Raw genomic sequence first — 18,496 nt, 5'->3', positions numbered from 1 at the left:
GGTTGCCCTGATCGCGGCGGCCACCGAAGAGCAGCGGAACGCGTTCAGCCCTTTGGCGCTTGAAGTTCGGCGCCGCGTATTCGGGTCGACGCATCCATCTGCTCGACGAGTTCGATGAGGTGACGCTTGTGGGTGATGTATTTCTCCAGCAGCGCACGGTCGGACGTGGCGAGGATCTGGACGGCGAGTAACCCGGCATTTCGAGCGCCGCCGATGGCTACGGTCGCCACCGGGACGCCTCCGGGCATCTGGACGATCGAAAGCAGGCTATCGAGGCCCTGGAGGTGGCGGGTCGGTACGGGCACCCCGATCACCGGGAGCGGCGTCGAGGCGGCAAGCATGCCAGGCAGATGTGCGGCTCCGCCGGCGCCGGCGATGATCACCTTGAGACCTCGCTCGTGCGCCGTCCGTGCATATTCGGTCATGACCGCCGGCGTGCGATGCGCAGACAATACACGCATTTCGAACAGGACGCCAAAGCTGGCGAGCGTTTCGGCGGCGGCTTCCATAACCGGGAGATCCGATTCGCTGCCCATGGCGATGCTGACGATCGGGGAGGAGGGGAGGTTCATAAGGAGGTGTGTTTACTGGACAGTACGTTACAGCGTGATGAGGGCCGCCGCACGCTCGGCGCGCGCGCGCGTCTCGACGGCCAACGTGCCTGTAGTCGTCACGTGACCCATCTTGCGCCGGGGCTTCACATCTTCTTTGCCGTACAGGTGTATGGCCGCGCCTTCGACACAGAGCGCCTCCTTCAGCCCGTCGGTTGAAGCGGAGCCGCTTCGATGGCCGAGGATGTTGACCATGACGGCCACCGGCGCGCGAAGCGACGGATCCCCGAGGGGCCAGTCCAGTATGGCGCGCAGGTGGTTTTCGAATTGCGACGTCTGGCTCGCGTCAATCGAGTAATGCCCTGTATTATGCGGGCGGGGGGCCATCTCGTTGATGAGGATAGCGCCGTCTTCAAGTTCGAAGAGTTCCACCGCCGTGAGTCCCACCCCACCAAACGCTTCTACCGCGTCCACGGCGATACGCTGGGCTTCGGTCGCAACCCGGGAATCGATCGGCGCCGGAACGACTACGGCATGGCATCGGTGATCGTGCTGCTCGGTATAGGCGACGGGATAGACGACACGCTGTCCGTCGGGTCGGCGGGCGACCAGCACGGAGAGTTCGCGCACAAACGGCGCCCAGGCCTCCACCAGCAGCCCATCCCATTCCGCCAGCCTGGGCCAGGCCGCGCGCAGGTCATCCTCCGAGCGAATGGTGGCGTTGCCGTAGCCGTCGTACGACCCACGGTACCGTTTTAGGAGCATGGGGAAGCCGAACGACCGGGCCGCGGCGAGGGCGTCGTCGACGGTGGCGCAACAGGCAAACGCCGGCGTCGGTAGGCCGGCGGCGGTCAAGGTGCGTTTCTGGAGGCCTTTGTCGCGCACGAGGTGGAGCGTTTCGGGAGAAGGCCACAGCGTCTTGGGGGGCGCGAGATCGATTAATCGCTCCAGAGGCGCCCATTCGCTTTCCACGGTGATGACATCACAGCCGGCCGCGAATTTGCGCAGCACCGCGGGGTCGAGCCAGTCGCCAACGATCGCTTCCCCCAATCCGTCCATCGACGAGGAAGGCTCGGGGGAGAGAAATCGGATGTGAAGCCCCATCCGGATGCCGGCGAGGGCGAGCATTCGGCCCAGCTGGCCCCCACCGAGGATACCGATGCGTGGGAAACGCGAAGTCGACATGCAGAGCGTTAGTTTCGGAGCGTCAGGACCGGTTCGCCAGGATTTCCTCGAGATCGGCCTCATCGGTCACCAGGACCTGGCGGGCTTTTGAGCCCTCGAACGGACCCACGATGCCGGCGCGCTCAAGCTGGTCTACGATGCGCGCGGAACGGGTATAGCCGATCGACAGCTTGCGCTGCAGCAGCGACACCGAACCTTGCTGGCTCTGCACGATGATACGGGCCGCCTCACGGAACAGGTCGTCGAAGTCTTCCGCCGACCCGCCTCCGTTTCCACCCACGACCTCGAGTTCTGGCGAGTCCTCGATGGAGGGCAACTGATACGGGCCGGGCCCTTGCTGCGTCGCGATGAACTCGGTGATGTAATCGACCTCTTCAACCGAAACGTACGGTCCCTGGAGGCGGATCATCTGACTGCCCTTCATAAAGAGCAGGTCCCCGTTGCCTACGAGCCCTTCGGCGCCGTTGGCGTCCAGGATGGTGCGGGAGTCGATCTTGGAGGCGACCTGGAAGGCGATACGTGCAGGGAAGTTGGCTTTGATGAGACCCGTGATGACGTCGACCGATGGACGCTGAGTAGCCAGCACCAGGTGGATGCCGACGGCGCGGGACATCTGGGCGAGGCGAGCGATCGGTCCTTCGATTTCCTTGCCGGCCGTGAGCATCAGGTCAGCCAACTCGTCGACCACGACCACGATGTACGGCAGGTGCCGATGGGCGACGTTGGCGTCCAGCTCGCCGGCGCGGAATTTCTCATTGTACTCGTACAACCCCCGCACCATCGCCTTTTGGAGCAGGTTATAGCGGTGTTCCATCTCCCGCTCGCAGCTCCGGAGGACGCCGAGCGCCTGACTCACATCCGTGATGATCGGCATCTCGTAATTGGCCGGCATCGCGATGTAGTGGTCCACGATCCGCCCGTATTGCTGCAATTCAATCTTTTTGGGATCGATCATCACGAACTTGAGATCGTTCGGATGGCAGGCGTACAGGAGCCCTGTGATGAGCGTGTTGAGGCAGACCGACTTGCCCGCGCCCGTGGCGCCGGCGATCAGCAGGTGCGGCATCGAAGCAATGTCCTGGATGTACACCTGGCCTTCGATCGTTTTGCCGATCGGGAAGGGGAGGCGCATCTTCGCCTCGCTAAAGCGCTTGGTGGCGATGAGGTCGCGGAGGCGGACGAGTTCGCGGTGTCGGTTAGGAATTTCGACGCCGATGGCGGATTTCCCCGGGATCGGGGCGATCATCCGGATGCCACGCGCGGCCATGGCCATCGCAAGGTCGTTTTCGAGCGCCGTGATCTTACTGATCTTGACTCCGGGCGCCGGCGTCAACTCGTACATCGTGATCGTGGGCCCGACGATCGCCTTGATGTCGGTGATCTGGATATTATACGTCGCCAGCTTGTCGAGCAGGATCTGCTTGTTCTCCTCCAGCTCGGCGCGGTCGATAGCGATCGAGTCGTCCGACTTATCCAGCAATTCCACGGAGGGGAAGCGGAAGCGGTACTGGAACTGTTCGGACTGGGCCTGGAGCGCGGCCTTGATCTGGTCGGCCTTTTCCTCGTGGATGGGCTGCTGGACGGTGAGCGACAGGTCGTCCGCCGCGCTGCGGGCAGGCGCCGTATCAAACGCCCGCTGGAAATCGGCCACGCTGGGCGGCGGGGGCGGCGGAATGTCGCTCCCCTGGAACGAAAACAGGTCGTTCAGCCTGGGTGCGCCCGCGTCGGACGGACGCGTCGAGCCATGGGAAGCCGGGGGGGGCGTCTGTGGCAGCGTCAGGAGCCCATCCTCGTCATCATCCATATCCGGTTCGGGCTCTTCCACCGGCGCGCGGTAGGTGTGTACGCCGGCTACGTTGCCCATCTCCGCGACGGCGCGCCGCGGGGGCACGTCGGCCTCCGCGAGAATCGCGTCTTCTTCGAGCATGGTCAGGCGCTCTCGTTTGAGCCGATCGATGCGCGCGGGCCGGTTATCCACGACCTCCCGCTTGATGGCCATGAAGCCCCCTTTGATGGCATTAAACATAAAGACGATGCCTTCTTCCAGACGGTCCATCGAACGCTGCAGATCGCGGTCGACGATAAGCATCGCGGTGATCATGGTCAGGACGGTCATCAAGAAGAAACTGCCTGTGGCGCCAAATACCCGGATGAGCCAGTCGGCAATGCCAATGCCCACCGCACCGCTGAAGTGGACGGTGTTAATGCCCGTCCGCACGCCCAGCCACCCAAAAAAAGTCGCCATCTCAAACGTCCCGAGCATGCCGAGGGTGGTGTACATGGGCAGGTAGAGCGACGGCCGGGCGCGGAAGAAGAGGTATCCCCACGAAAAAAGCAGCAGGGTCCACACCATGACCGGGTAGCCCAGGAAGTTCGGGATGAGCGCATACGCCAACGCGGCGCCGACCAGGCCGAGCGAGTTCGTCGCCCGGTTGTGGGTGGCGATGGCATCGGAGAGCCGGCCGCCGGCCACCAGGCCGTTGTCGGCCTCGTTGTATGAGGCGAGCGCGAGGAATACCAGAAACGCGATCGCCATCATGATGAGACCGAGTACTTCCTGCTTGCGCTCGTAGGCTATGATGGGAGCCGACGCGCCGCGTGACGATGCACGTTTTGCCTTACTTCCTGCGGCCATACCGAACCAGATCAGTGTTTATGGAACGGGGGTTTCTTTACGACGGCGCGGCGCGGTTTGTCACGCACCAGTACAGCCAGGACGGCCCCGGGCGCCGTGTACGCCGGGTCGTTGACGACATAACCCAGACCCACGCCGGTGCCCAGTACGGGCGATTGTGTACCGCTGGTGACAATCCCGATCTCGACGCCCTGGTCGTTCAACACAGGGTAACCGTGCCGCGGTACGCTCCGTTCCTCCATCACAAAGCCAATCAGCCGGCGGGGAACGCCGGCGGCCTTCTGACGCCGCAGCGCCTCCGCGCCGACGAAATCGGGCTTGTCCAGCTTGGTGATCCAGCCCAGGCCGGCTTCCAGCGGCGTGGTCGTGGCGTCGATATCATTCCCGTAAAGACAAAAGCCGGATTCGAGCCGCAGGGTATCCCGGGCGCCGAGGCCGGCGGGTTTCAGGCCGTCGGCCTGGCCCTCCTGAAGCAGGGCGCGCCAGAGGGCAACGGCGTCCTCGTTGCGGCAGTAGATTTCCAGGCCGGGCTCGCCGGTGTAGCCGGTGTGGGAGAGGATGATGTCCTTCATGCCCAGAAAGTCTGCCGGCGCAACTTCGGCGGCGTGGTAATATGCGATCTCGGGCAGGGCGCCCGTCATGACTCGGCGGACGATTCCCGTGGCGGCCGGCCCCTGGATCGCCAGCAGCGCCATCCGGTCCGATACGTTTTCCAGCGCCGCACCCATCGGGTTGTGATCGGCCATCCACGCGAAATCGGTTTCGACATTCGAGGCGTTGATGACCAGCATGTAGCGCGTTTCGCTGAAACGGTACACGATCAGATCGTCCACGATACCGCCATCGGGCTGGCACATGGCGGCGTACATGGCGCGGCCATCGTAAAGCTTGCTCGCGTCGTTGGTGACGAGGTGTTGAACAAACGCCGTCGCCTGCGCCCCGGTAACCATCACCTCACCCATGTGGCTCACGTCAAACAGGCCCGCGGCCCGCCGAACCGCCATATGCTCGTCGATAATGCCGCTGTATTGCACGGGCATATCGAAGCCACCGAACGGCATCATGCGGGCGCCGAGCGCTACGTGCTCGCCATGGAGCGGAGTGGTACGAAGTTGTTCTGTTTGCATTACATGGGGCGGCTATGCCCGGACAAACGTTTCGGCACGCGGGGAGCACGCAAACATGCATGATACATAGCTGCACCGCGATAATCAATGCCCTGAATGATTAACTCGTTGATCCCTAAGGATATATAGCCGGCAATTCATTTACATCTGGAACGACGTATACCCGGCGCCGGAGAGGGCGGCGATGGCGATCTCGGCGGTCGCCTGATCGGCAAATCCGATGCGAAACACGCCCTCGATACCTTCGCGGATTTTGAGGAGCTCGAGGTCCTTGATGTTGACCTGAGCTTCGTGTAAAACCCGGGTCAATTGGAATAAAAAGCCCGGCTTGTCCTCGGCATAGACGTAAACGTCGGCCAGAGGATGCAAGAAGCCTTTGCTCGTCTTTGGAATCATATCCCGGCGGGCGCGGGAATCGGTGAAGGCCTGGCGCATGGCATTCATATCCTCGCTGAACACGCGGTTGCGCGTTTTTTGCAGGGCGGTGGCAAATCCACCCAGCACATCGAGGATGGGGCCTTCATTGGCGACGAGAATGTCCCGCCACATATCGAACGACGACGAGGCGATCCGCGTCATGTCGCGGAATCCGCCGGCAGCCAGCCTCAGGAAGCCCCCATCATCGTCGTGTAGGTCGCCGACGAAGTTCATCAGCGTTACGGATAGAAGCTGGGGCAGATGGCTGACGGCGGCGGCGATGCGGTCATGGCGGTCGGCCTCCATGACCAGGATCCGGGCGCCGGTGGCGCCGAGGATGGCGAGGAAGTCCGGATGTTCGCGCTGCAGGTCCGCTTCGTCAACACCCTCGGGGGGGCAGAGGACATAGGTGGCGTTTTCGAACAGGAACGCATCGGCGTGGGCGACGCCATTTTTCTCGGACCCCGCCATCGGGTGCCCGCCGATGAAGCGATTCTTGGGACTTAATGCATGGAGGGCGTGCGCCATGATCGGCCGTTTGACCGAGCCGACATCCGTGACCAGGGCGCCGGGGCGCAGGGCCGGCGCAATCGCGTCGAACAGCCCGAGCATGGGCGTCAGGGGGGTGGCGAGGACAATCAGGTCGGCTTCGGAAACGGCGGCCTCCGGGGTACTCGCAACGGCGTCCACGACCTGCCGGCGCAGGGCTTCCTCGCACACGGCGGGCGCATCGTAGCCGGTCAGGTGGAGATCGTTCCGGTGTTTTCGCAGAGCGAGGCCCAGCGAGCCGCCGATGAGCCCAAGCCCCAAAATTGCAATTTTATGGATCATGTCCGTACACTGAGCCCGGGCCGTCCCTCTACTGGTTGCGTGCGCCGAAAGGAACGCACGAACGGCGACGAGTCGCAAGGCTTCTGTGTGAAGGGGGCGGGAAAACGAAAGGAACGTATGTTATTCCCAATCGGAGACGACAACGGGGCCATCCGCAGGCCGGCCTGGGTCAGCCTTATTCTCATCGCGGCCAACGTCGCTGTATTTGTCTTTTTGCAGGGGTGCGGGACAAACGAAGCCTTTACCTATGGCTACAGCGTGATCCCGTATGAGATTATCACCGGGACGGACCTGACCGAGCCTCAGACGATACGGGCCGGTGCGGAATCGGCGGTGATCCCGCAGGCGCCGGGGCCGGTTCCGATCTTTTTCACTCTCCTGAGCGCCATGTTCATGCACGGGGGCCTGGGGCACATCGGCGGCAATCTGCTGTATTTGTGGATCTTTGGAGACAATGTGGAGCACCGGTTCGGAGCGCTCCCGTTTCTAATTTTTTACCTCGTCAGCGGCATCGCCGCGACCGGCGCGCAGATCCTGCTCGATCCCACGAGTGTGGTGCCCAATCTGGGGGCTTCCGGGGCCATCTCGGGTGTCCTGGGGGCGTATTTGATCCTCTTTCCCCGCAACAAGGTCCACGCGTTGTTTTTCTACTCCGTCGTGTCGGTGCCGGCGGTGCTGGCGATCGGATTGTGGATCCTGATGCAACTCATCAGCGGCTGGGGGGCGCTGGCAAACGAAAGCGCCGCAGGCGGGATAGCCTACGGCGCTCATATTGGCGGATTCGGGGCCGGCGTGGTGCTGGCCCTCGTCATGCGCTTCCTGATTCGGGAAGAGCCGCGGGATCCGTTCGCTCGTCACCCGTCGTACGCGCGATCGCGCCGGATCTGGTGATCGTGGCACGTTTCGACGATGTGAGATCGCAGGCGATCTCGGGCAACGAAGTATCGGGGCCCTACTCGGCGCTTTCCTCGGCTTTCGAAGGGGACTCTTCGGGGTTTTCGTCCTTCGACCCCTTGGTGCCTTTCTTTGTCGTGCGCGTTTCCTTGGGCTTTTGTCCCTTGGTGGTTTCGAAGACCAGGCCGTTAGGGTCCTTCTCGGCGTCGTACGAGATCAAAATCTTGTCGCCGGCCGCTAGGTTATTGCCCAGGATAGCCTCGGCCATCGGGTCTTCGACGTACTTCTGGAGCGAGCGACGGAGCGGACGGGCGCCGAACTTGGCGTCGTAGCCCTTGTCGGCCATGAAGTCCATCGCGGAGCGCTCCAGGACCACCTCGATACCCACATTCCGGGCGCGACCGAAGAGGTCGTTCGCCATCAGATCGATGATCCGGTGGATGTGGTGCTTTTCGAGCGGGTGGAAGACGATGACATCGTCGATTCGGTTCAAGAACTCGGGGTTGAAGACCTTTTTGAGGGCGTCTTCGACCGTGCTCTTGAGGGCGGAATAGTTGTACTCGGAGCCGGCGTCTGCCGCGGAGAAGCCGATGCCCTTGCCCAGGTTCTTGATATCCCGCGCCCCGATGTTCGAGGTCATGATGATGATCGTGTTCCGAAAGTCTACCCGCCGGCCGAGGCCGTCGGTGAGGATGCCGTCGTCGAGGACCTGGAGCAGGATGTTGAACACGTCCGGATGGGCCTTCTCGATTTCGTCGAGGAGGACGACCGAGTAGGGCTTGCGGCGCACCTTTTCGGTGAGCTGGCCGCCTTCCTCGTAACCGACGTATCCCGGAGGCGCCCCGACGAGCCGGCTCACGGAGAACTTCTCCATGTACTCGCTCATGTCGATGCGGATGAGCGCGTCCTGCGAGTCGAACAGGTACTCGGTCAGCACCTTGGCGAGCTCGGTTTTGCCGACGCCGGTAGGGCCCAGGAAGATAAACGAGCCGATGGGTCGTTTGGGATCCTTGAGTCCGGCACGGGTACGGCGGATGGCGCGGGAGAGCTTGGTGACCGGTTCGTCCTGCCCGATCACGCGGGCCTTGAGTTCCTCCTCCATGTTGAGGAGCTTGGCGCTTTCGGGCTCGGAAATTTTGTCGACCGGAATCCCGGTCATCATGGCCACGACTTCAGCGATGCTCTTTTTGCTGACGTCGTGTACCTCCGTTTCGGCCTTACGCTCCCATTCGCGTTTGGCTTCCTCGAGTTCTTCCTGGAGTTTTTTCTCGGTGTCGCGGAGGCGGGCGGCTTCTTCGAAGCGCTGGCTCTTGACGACCCGGTTTTTCTCCTCGCGGATTTTCTCGATCTGCTCCTCGATGGCGACCATCTCCTTCGGGACGCGAATGTTGGAGAGGTGGACGCGGGCGCCGGCCTCGTCCATCACATCGATGGCTTTATCGGGCAGGAAGCGGTCGGTGATGTAGCGATCGCTCAGCTGCACGGCCAGCTCGATGGCTTCGTCCGAGTAACGCACGTTGTGGTGCTCCTCGTACTTATCCTTGATGTTGTGCAGGATATGAACCGTTTCCTCCGGGGTGGAGGGGTCGACGATGATCTTCTGGAAGCGGCGGTCGAGGGCGCCGTCCTTCTCGATGTACTGGCGGTATTCATCGAGCGTGGTGGCGCCGATGCACTGGATCTCGCCGCGCGCGAGGGCCGGCTTGAACATGTTCGAGGCGTCGAGGCTGCCCGAGGCGCCACCGGCGCCCACGATCGTGTGCAGTTCGTCGATGAAGAGGATCACGTCCGGGCTCTTCTCGAGCTCGTTCATGACGGCTTTCATGCGCTCCTCGAACTGGCCGCGGTACTTGGTGCCGGCCACGAGGGCCGCCAGGTCCAGCGTCACGATGCGTTTGTCGTAGAGCACCCGGCTGACTTTGCGCTGGATGATGCGCATCGCCAGGCCTTCGGCGATGGCCGTCTTGCCGACGCCAGGTTCGCCGATGAGCACCGGATTGTTTTTCTTACGCCGGCTCAGAACCTGGGCCACGCGTTCGATTTCGCGCTCACGTCCGACAATGGGGTCGAGCTTGCTTTCCTCGGCCAGTTTGGTCAAATCCCGACCGAAGTTGTCGAGAACAGGTGTTTTGCTCTTTTCCATTTTACTTCGCTCTTTTCCGTATCCAGAGGACGGGGCGCCTCCCGATTTGCTTCCAGAAGCAGAAGACGACGATGCTTTGCCGCTGATGATCGAATCGAGCTCGGCGCGTACGGCATCGTAAGTTATCGAGAAGCCCTGTTGCAGAATCTGGGCGGCGATGTTTTCATCGTCGCGCAAGAGGCTCAACAGGAGGTGTTCCGTACCGATAACGTCGCTCTTATAGAGCTTGGCTTCCAGGTACGTAATCTTTAATACTTTTTCAGCCTGTTTGGTAAGCGGGATGTTACCCACCGTCAGCGTGCCGCCTGTGCTGCGGACGGTATCTTCGATGGCCTTTTTGAGTTTGAATAGATCGCACCCCAGGTTCCGAAGAATCTTTACCGCGATACCTTCGCCCTCCCGGATGATGCCGAGTAGCAGGTGCTCGGTGCCGATATAATCGTGCCCGAGACGAATCGCTTCTTCCCTGCTATAGGAAATCACGTCACGTACGCGGTTTGAGAAATTCCCTTCCATGCCTTACACATTCTGAGCGCGGCGGACTTTCAGGCGGCCGAACGCTCGGTTACTTTTTTAGGGATCCTGAACGAGTTGCTGCGAGGGCCGCTACCCAACGGGATCGAGTTAATCGGGCTTAACGTGGCGTCCTCGATGACACGGCACGCAGGATACACGAACGGCGCAGGCCGGATCTCGCGTGATCGCCAAGAAAGGTCACGTATGTAAACCGAAGCCTGCAACGGCTGTTCCTCGCCAAATCGGTGGCCCCAAGGCCGGCGGCGCCGCATGCACGGGCGCCCGAGTGTAGCCCAGTTGGTGGCGCAGGCTCCTGATGGTTATCAGGCTGCAAAACTGGAGCCACAACCGCAGGTGGTCGTTGCGTTCGGGTTGTTGAACGTAAACCCGCGTGCACTCAAACCATCGTGGTAATCCACCGTTGTGCCGAACAGGTACAAGCCCTGTCGTTTGTCGATATATACCACAATGTCGTCGTGTTCAAACGCCATGTCGTGCTCGCGCTGCTTGTCGAAACCAAGCACATAACTCATACCGGAACACCCACCGCCGCGAACACCGATTCGCAATCCAAAGCCTTCCGGTATCTCTTTGGTCGATATAATCTTCTTGATCTCGTCAGCTGCGCGCGAGCTCAACGAAACAGGAGCGTTGGGCCGCGCCAGCGTTTCCGTCTCATGCATGGGATAGCCTGACCGTGTTGCGTCTGTGCGTACAATACGAGCGGCCCTTCGGGCGCTCATCTGGGGTAGCTGTTGATCCAACGAACCCTCTGGGGGGCAGTTCCCCGAGGTGTCGGCAGAGACGCGCACCCCGGGTTGGCCTTCCGATCTGTCAGGAGCGGTTTCGTCGGGCATCATTCTGTTACCAATACCAGGACTGCAAAGAACACGGCACGCTACCGTTGACTGCCGGCGGCATGGTACGCACCCAGTATCGGTCGCCGAGGTGGATTCTTGAATGAGATCGCCCGTGAACACGCAGCCTCCGCCCTGCTACGGCGACAATAGGGCCGCTACGACGACCGTTTTTTTGTAGGATCGACTCGTCTTTTGCGCCTCCAGGAAGGCATCGACCAGCACGATGTATCGCCCGATGGGTACGCGCTCGCCGGCATCGTCACGTCCGTCCCACGTGGCCGTATACTCGAACCCGCTGAAGTGGGCCTCGGCGAGTGTACGGATCAGCCGCCCGTCGGTGTTGAAGATGCGGGTGCGAACGATGGCCGGCGCTTCGGCCACCCGAACACGTATGAGACAAACATCGTCCCGCCCATCGCCGTCTGGAGAAAAAACCGCCGGCTGAATCGCCATCTTGTTTCCGGGCGACTCCGGGGCGGGGAGCCCGATGTCGGGGTCTTGCCAGACGGAGTTGGCGCGGCCAGGGGTACCACCGTCGGAAGAAACGGAGCTGGACCATGACGCCGATTCGTCGGCCGGGGCGTCCGGCCAGCGCCGTTCGAGCGCGATGCCGCGGCGCTCGGCGAGCAGAGGGTGATGCCATTCGGGGCGATAGGTGACGGCGTCGATCGCCCCCTCGGCGTGGACGAGGCGCACCTGGTCGCCGGCATTTCCGAGGCCGAGCGAGGCGGAGTTGACCGGCAACCAGGCGACGGCTTCGATATCCGGGAGCCCGGGAAAAGCGCCGGCGAGATCCCCGCCTTGCACGGCGAACCACACGGCGAATCCGCCCGGAGGCGCGACAGGCAGAGGCGCTTCGTGGCGGAGGGTGTCCGCCTCGCCCTGCTCGTCCTCGCGGCCCACCAACCTGAGCCCGCGGAGGCTCAGCCATCGGCCCGATCGATTGACGAGTTCGAGGTACTCGGGCTGGTCCGGGCGGCTATCGAAAGGATCTGCCCGTGGCTCGTAAAGGAGTTCATTGATCGCCAGATCGCCGGTCGAGGGAACGAGGGCGACGGGGGCCTCCAACGCCACGCGTGTATTGCCGGCCCGATCCCCGATGTCGGTGGCGTGCAGCCGCTCGCCGTCGATCGATGCGGCGAAATGCAGGCGCAAAGTGGCGGGGTCCAGCGGCTCGACGCGCTCCGGCTGCCGCTCGTCGATGCGAAAGCGGGCAGGCGAGAGACTCTGTTCGGTCAGCGACTCATCCCAGAAGATCACCACGGTTGTTTCTGACTGCTGCTCGGCCAGGAGCAGTTCGGGCGGCTCGGTATCGGGTGCGAAGAGCGTGTTGCGCTGGCCGGGAGTAGCGCGGGCGGGGGCCACCGATGTGCCCCAGTTGCCCCTGTAATCGGATGGTCCTGCCGGATCGCGACGTTCCAGGGAGGCGCCGGCTACACCCCAGTCCGCGCGATACGATACGGCGTCGAGCAGGGCCGATCCGGAGCGCAGGCGCACGTCGTCGGCGTCGTTGTTGAGGGACGGCCAGTTCGCCACGGCCAACGGCTCCCGCCCGGGAAAGGCGGCCTCGAATACATCGGCGTCGCGAACGAATACAGCCATGGCGCCCGGAGCGAGGCGTATTTCATGGGTTGTCACCGGCACCGGCTCATCGCGATTATCCGCCAGCGAGAGGGAGCGGAGGTCTACCGGAGCGTCGGAGCGGTTGAGGATCTCCACAAACTCGTTTTCAGCCGGAGACGGCGCGAAGTGGATTTCGTTGATCACCAGGGCGCCTGGTGGGATGGGGGGCGGGGGAGACGTGGTATCGGGGTCCGCGTCGTCGCCGGCTTCGACAACGATGTCGTCGAACCGGAAATCGCCGGCGCGGGTCCGAGTGTGTTTCACCCAGACGCCGAAACGGGCCGGCCGGCTTGATGGATTTTGGATGTCCGAGGCGGTGAAAAGCAGGCTGTCGTCCAGCATCACCTCCCACCCCGTTCCGGGGCGGCGGAGTACCCTCAATGTACCTTCGACCTCTGCGGCGTTCAGCACATCGGCGGCGCTCTGGCCCAAAAGTGTCCGACCGGCGGGAGTGTTGTGGTAGAGCCGCAGATCCCGCTCATTACTGCCGATCTGGATATAAAATCCTACCGCCTCATGCAGGGCACCCTCCGCCTCGGAAGTGAGGTAGATGCGGGCGAGATTGAAGTTGCTAAGCGGGCCGCCCGTGTAGCCGGCGGTAAAGGTCCACGCCCCGTACGCCACGGAGGACCGGGTTTCGATGCTCAGGGTGTCCGACGCCTCGGGGCCGGCGGAAGCCAGCGCCCAGTCCGGTCCAGCCGGCGTGAGACGCCAGTATGCCGTCTCGCCAGACCAGACGGGGTTGCTGGAGAGGTCGCCATCGGCGAACGTCTCGCTCCAGGATTGAGCATGAGCCCGAAGGGCGGGCAAAAAGAGGAGAACGAGAGCGGTCCAGAAGCGCATCGCCGCGGAGATATCGTGGGAGGGTATATCCTCCTAGACGTATCGTGCGGGGGAAACGGAGTGTGAAGAAATGCAAAATGCAAAATGCAAAGTGCAAAATGAAGAACCTAAAGCATGGGCAGCATGGACGTTTAACGGGCCAACGGATCGTTATTCAGGTGGTCGATGAGCACTTGCGAGAGCACGTCGATCGCGAAGGGCATTACGGATTCGTCGATATCGAAGTGGGAATCGTGGAGGGGGTAGGAGGTGGCGGCGCTACTTGAGGAGCCGAGGCGGACCATGGCGCCGGGGAGTTGGCGCTGGTAGTGGGCGAAGTCCTCGGCGCCCATGCTGGGGCGGGGGATGTGGAAAATGGTCTGTGCTCCGGCGGTTCTGGCGATGGATCGTTCGATATGGTCGATGAGTCGGCCGTCGTTGATCACGGGCGGGACGCCTTCGTCGAAGTTGACCGTGGCGGTGGCGCCGTGGCGGGCGCAGATCTCTTCGGCGGCGGTGCGCATCTGGAGCTGGATGCGTTCGCTCGTGGGGATGCTGGTGGAACGCAGTGTGCCGCCGAATTCTATAAAGTCGGGGATGACGTTGTAGGCATCGCCGGCGTGGATACGGCAGGCCGTGAGGACCGTCGCGTCGCGAGCGTCCGAGACGCGGCCCGTGAGTTGGTAGAAGACATTGAGAATCTGAGTGGCGATCCAGATCGTGTCGCTCGTCTCATGAGGGCGTGCGGAGTGGCCCGTGCTGGGGCCCTTGATTTCTACCTGGAAGCGGACGGACGATGCCGTCATGGCCCCTTTGATCAATCCGATCTTGCCCGACGCCAGCGTGGGGTCCACGTGCAGGGCATAGGCGGCTTCGAGACCATCGAGCACGCCGTCGCGGATCATCACCGGAGCGCCGGAGGGAACGCCTTCCTCGTTGGGCTGGAAGTAGACACGGACGCCGCCGCGAAGTTCGTCGCGCCGTTCGTGCAGGCGGATCGCGATGCCGAGGGCTATCGTGGTGTGTACGTCGTGTCCGCAGAGGTGGGCTACACCGGGGGTTTGCGAGGCGTAGGGGCGGGTTTTGGCGTCCTGGATCGGGAGCGCATCGATGTCCGCCCGATACCCGATGTGTGGTCCGGGAAGCGCGCCATTGATATCCACATAGAGCCCCGTCGTGGCCAGTGGGCCGGCCGGGGCCAGGCCGTGGGCGATGAGGGTTTCGCGAATGAAGCGATACGTCTGGTGCTCGTGGAAGCCGACTTCGGGGTGTTGGTGGAGATGCCGGCGCGTGGCCACCAGAAAATCTTCGAACGTGGTGGGGGAATCGAGTAGCGTGGGATACAGAGCCATACGGAATGAGGTGTGTACGAAGGGCGTCAGCCCGGAAACAGGTCGTGGTATCGTTTTACCATCTGGCGCGCCTCAAGTTTGAGTCGCTTGCGTTCGGCCAGCGTGCGCGCGAACTGGTCCAGCAGTCCGTCGAGTACGGCGGGCTGCTCCTCGGCGCTGAGGCGCGCGAGGTCCCAATAGGCGCTGGCGAGCTGGGTAATCCGCTCGAGGGCGTCCGGGTCGGCCAGGTGGTCGGGGTTGTCGTAGAGGGGGTGTGCAAAAAGCGCGAATGACTCGGGCTGATCGGGGCCATCCTCTTCATAAAAGAGATTTTCCTCGAAGAAGTCCGCCGGCGAGGGCTCCGTCAGCCCCGGAGGAGGCTGCCAGGCCAGCACGTCGCCGGTATTGCCTCCCAGCGCCACGAAGGTGTGTTGCATCGCGTCGTAGAGGAGGTTGAAGCGGAGGTCGTCCGTCAACTCGGGCTCGGGCCCGAGCATGCTCGTTTTGAGGTGTTCGAAGGAGGCTGTTTCGCGGGCGGCTTCCGCGGAGAAAAACGACCAGAAGATCATGGCGGATTCGAGGACGTCGATGAGCACGGCCATGTCGCCGGCGTTGGCGGCGTTTACGGCGGCGTTATGGCAATGATCGAGATCGAGTCCGTAATGGTCTAACACCGGGCGCGCAAACGCGACGAGCGTATCGTAAGGGATGCCGGTACGGCCACTGCGGTATACCGAGATGGCTTCGCGGATCATGGCCACATGCGCGGTGTTGCCGCGCAGCGAGGCGCTCGATTCGAGCGGTGAGTCCGAGTCCGTCATACCAGCCCGCTACGTTTGCGTATCAGCCATTCAACCGTGAGGAGGGTCACCACGATCGCGAAAAAAAGGTACAACCTTCTCAGTTCTTCGTCTTGCCTTTCCTCCGTAAAGGTCGACACAAATCGGCCGGACTCAAGCAGGAGGTCGGGCAGGTTATTCAGGTTTACTGGGTCTAAAAAGTTCCCGCCGGATCGTGCGGCGATCTGCCTCAGGAGGGAGGGATTGGCGCTCGTTTCCTTGAATTCCAGGGTCAGAGCCCCTACCGCGAACGAACCCTGATCCTCACCGAGGGGGGCGCCATTACGGTTCGCGAAGGCGCGGTATCGGTAGCTGCCCTCGGGCAGGGCGCCGATATCGAGCGCGTATCGTCCATTGCCGATACCATCCATCGAATAGGGGTACCGCGTGCTGTCGGCGGCCATGACGTCCAGTTCCACTTCGGCTCCATCGATCGGGTTCAGGCTTTCGTCGTACACCTGTCCGCCGAACGTAACGGATTCGCCGCCGGAGAAGAGTTGCTCATTGGGAGCGACGCGTACGGGGCGGTCATCTTCTCGGGTGGTGATCCACTGGAGGACATTTGAGAAGAGGAGTGTCCAGGCTTCGCCGGCTTCGGAGAGATCTTCGGGCACATTCTTCCAGCGCCAGATGCCCGAGGCGAGGAGGGCGGCGGAGCGGTGGCCGTCGCGGTGCCGGATCGCGAGGAGTGGATCGTCCAGCCGGACGCCGCGCACCTCGTTGACCGCCAGGACCCGGGTATCGGGCCATGGTTGCCACCGCGAGTCGTTCATGACGAGCGGGGGGAGTTGTTTCCAGGCGTCGGGGTTCGCGGCAAAAGCTTCGAGTACAGGGTGTTGCAGGCCGGCGGCTGTCGGGACGAAGGCGGCCTCGACCGCGTTGGATCGGACGACCTGCACCTCCAGCGGGAGCGTCTCGGCAAACGCCTGCTGGAGCCGGCGTAGGTCGGTCTGCCGGCCCAGGATAAAAAAGACCGGGACCCCGTCGCGCGCGGTGTCGGACAGGCGTTGGAGGAAGGCTGGATCGGCCTGGGCGCCGGGATACCCCACGAGGATCATAGCATCAAACGAGGCGAGACTATCGAGCGCCGGCTGGCCGTAGAAACTTCCGGCGCCTTTTTGCACGGCGGCGGTGACCTCCGTGTTGGCGTTTGTTTCGAGTAACTGCCGGATGGCGGCGACGTCGGGATCCGGGGCCGAGGCGATGAGGAGGATCTGGCGTTTATTACGAAGCACACGCACGGTGACGGTTTCGCTGTTATTGCGATAGGTCGCCTCACCCTCCAGGCGCGTCACCGTCACGGTCAGCCGGCGGTAGCCTTCTTCGGTGGGGATGTGGTTGAGGTCGATGGGGATTTCGACGGTGCCGGCGGGGAGATCCACGGTCTCGTTGGCGAGCAGGGCGCCGTTTTCGAGGAGCGCCACCTGCACCCGCTCGCCGGCGAAGTCTTCGGTCCTTAGCCCCACGCGCACGGGTAGATCGTCGCCGACAAACGCGATCTCGTTAGTGGTGACGCTGCGGATCTGGAGGTCGCGCCGGCGGGTGGTGTCGCCGATGACTACGGTATGGATAGGCACCGGAAAACGTTCGGCCAGGTACATGGGGTTGCGGCCCGTGTTGTACTGGCCGTCGGAGATCAGCAAAACGCCCTGGAGGTTTTTGTTGCTCAGCGCATCGCGCACCTGCTCGAGTGCGGCGGAGATGTTGGTGCGTTCACCCGTGAAGCCAATCGAATCCGCTTCGGCCGGCCCGTTCGTCGGGCGTTCCTGGAGGTCGGCATCAAACTGAAAGAGGTTTAGTTCGCCGGGATAGTCGGCCCCGAGCACGGCGCGTACGGCATCGCGGACGTCTTCGCCGGCGCTCGCGGTGAGGGAGTCGCCGTTCATGTCCGTCAGGAGGAGGCTCTGGCTGTTATCGACCAGCACCGCAAGCACCGGAGGCCGCTCGGTCTGGAGCCGGCGTTCGAGGATGGGTTCGAAAAGCAGAAAGAGGATGATCAGTAAGGCGGCGGCGCGTAACGCGGTAAGCAGGAGGCGTTTGGCCGGCGCCAGGGCAGGGACGGTATTGCGGTGCACCCACACGGCCAGTGCGATCGCCGCGAGGAGGGCGGGAATGAGCAACAGGGGAGAAAGGCCGAAGGACAGGGACATGTGGGCGGACAGGAACGTGGGTTCGTTGACTCTTATCTCATGGGGTCGTGGATAACATGTAGGCGTTCAACGTCCCAACGGTACAACGTTTCAACGCACATACGGCAGCACGAGGTACACGATGTACCCCGTAAACCCGAGGAGTAGTACCACGCCCTCGAAACGGGAGATCTGGAATCGGGTCCAGGCGAGGGGCAGTAGGAGCAGGCTAAAACCGAGCATGATAGGGAAGTGCACCCGGATCGAGTCGGCATCGACCTGAAGCGGCTGGATGAGGGCTACCAGTCCGATAACGAACAGAATATTGAGTAGATTGCTTCCAAGCACATTGCCGACCGACATATCGGCGTCTTTCTTGAGCGCGCTGGCTACGGAGGCGGCCAGTTCCGGCAGGCTGGTGCCGACGGCCACCACGGTGAGGCCGATGACGATGGGGGAGATGTGAAAGAGTTCAGCGATGGTGACGGCCGCTTTGACCATCAGCTGGGCGCCGCCGGCGAGCGCGATCACGCCGGCCGCGATATATAACGATTGCTTCAGGATGGTGTCGCCGGTGAGGCCGGCCTCACCGG

At 62.6% G+C, this 18,496-nt stretch carries 13 protein-coding genes; 1 reads left to right on the top strand and 12 read right to left on the bottom strand.

Translation table 11 applies throughout. The annotated features are described in order from the left end of the window. Positions 1 to 44 precede the first annotated feature (44 nt). From purE to SH809_20075, 5 genes are all read right to left on the bottom strand, one after another. Positions 45 to 572: a 5-(carboxyamino)imidazole ribonucleotide mutase gene (gene purE, locus SH809_20095; protein MDZ4702023.1), complete on the bottom strand. Its 528-nt coding sequence runs from the start codon at positions 570 to 572 to the stop codon at positions 45 to 47. Between the two features lie 27 nt (positions 573 to 599). Further along, positions 600 to 1,736, bottom strand: coding sequence for a 5-(carboxyamino)imidazole ribonucleotide synthase (locus tag SH809_20090; protein ID MDZ4702022.1), 1,137 nt, complete (start codon positions 1,734 to 1,736; stop codon positions 600 to 602). A 22-nt stretch (positions 1,737 to 1,758) separates the two neighbouring features. Continuing rightward, the gene (locus SH809_20085; protein ID MDZ4702021.1) at positions 1,759 to 4,371 is read right to left on the bottom strand and encodes a DNA translocase FtsK; all 2,613 of its coding nucleotides are present in this window, start codon (positions 4,369 to 4,371) and stop codon (positions 1,759 to 1,761) included. A gap of 11 nt (positions 4,372 to 4,382) precedes the next feature. Further along, a complete protein-coding gene (gene gcvT, locus SH809_20080) occupies positions 4,383 to 5,498 on the bottom strand; it encodes a glycine cleavage system aminomethyltransferase GcvT (protein ID MDZ4702020.1) in 1,116 nt (371 codons plus the stop codon). Between the two features lie 141 nt (positions 5,499 to 5,639). After that, positions 5,640 to 6,746, bottom strand: a complete 1,107-nt coding sequence (locus tag SH809_20075) for a prephenate dehydrogenase (protein ID MDZ4702019.1) — start codon at positions 6,744 to 6,746, stop codon at positions 5,640 to 5,642. 117 nt (positions 6,747 to 6,863) lie between these two features. Here SH809_20075 and SH809_20070 point away from each other — a divergent pair, with 117 nt between their 5' ends. Continuing rightward, positions 6,864 to 7,637: a rhomboid family intramembrane serine protease gene (locus SH809_20070; protein ID MDZ4702018.1), complete on the top strand. Its 774-nt coding sequence runs from the start codon at positions 6,864 to 6,866 to the stop codon at positions 7,635 to 7,637. Positions 7,638 to 7,698: 61 nt separating this feature from the next. On the opposite strand, the gene SH809_20065 is transcribed toward SH809_20070, so the two are convergent. From SH809_20065 to SH809_20035, 7 genes are all read right to left on the bottom strand, one after another. Further along, positions 7,699 to 10,266 carry an ATP-dependent Clp protease ATP-binding subunit gene (locus SH809_20065; GenBank protein MDZ4702017.1) on the bottom strand — a complete coding sequence of 856 codons (2,568 nt, stop codon included), beginning with the start codon at positions 10,264 to 10,266 and terminating at the stop codon, positions 7,699 to 7,701. A 356-nt stretch (positions 10,267 to 10,622) separates the two neighbouring features. After that, positions 10,623 to 10,982: an iron-sulfur cluster assembly accessory protein gene (locus SH809_20060; protein MDZ4702016.1), complete on the bottom strand. Its 360-nt coding sequence runs from the start codon at positions 10,980 to 10,982 to the stop codon at positions 10,623 to 10,625. 312 nt (positions 10,983 to 11,294) lie between these two features. Further along, a complete protein-coding gene (locus SH809_20055; protein ID MDZ4702015.1) occupies positions 11,295 to 13,625 on the bottom strand; it encodes a lamin tail domain-containing protein in 2,331 nt (776 codons plus the stop codon). Positions 13,626 to 13,756: 131 nt separating this feature from the next. Then, on the bottom strand, positions 13,757 to 14,956 hold the full coding sequence (locus SH809_20050) for an amidohydrolase (GenBank protein ID MDZ4702014.1): 1,200 nt from the start codon (positions 14,954 to 14,956) through the stop codon (positions 13,757 to 13,759). Between the two features lie 26 nt (positions 14,957 to 14,982). Then, positions 14,983 to 15,756 carry a hypothetical protein gene (locus SH809_20045; GenBank protein MDZ4702013.1) on the bottom strand — a complete coding sequence of 258 codons (774 nt, stop codon included), beginning with the start codon at positions 15,754 to 15,756 and terminating at the stop codon, positions 14,983 to 14,985. Beyond that, positions 15,753 to 17,924: a VWA domain-containing protein gene (locus SH809_20040; protein MDZ4702012.1), complete on the bottom strand. Its 2,172-nt coding sequence runs from the start codon at positions 17,922 to 17,924 to the stop codon at positions 15,753 to 15,755. The genes SH809_20045 and SH809_20040 overlap by 4 nt, the downstream gene beginning before the upstream one ends. 90 nt (positions 17,925 to 18,014) lie before the next feature. After that, positions 18,015 to 18,496, bottom strand: a 482-nt coding sequence (locus tag SH809_20035; protein MDZ4702011.1) for a hypothetical protein, incomplete at its 5' end; no start/stop codon positions are given.

The organism is Rhodothermales bacterium, from assembly GCA_034439735.1.
Lineage (GTDB): Bacteria > Bacteroidota > Rhodothermia > Rhodothermales > JAHQVL01 > JAWKNW01.
This window is presented reverse-complemented; position numbering and strand designations above follow the sequence as displayed.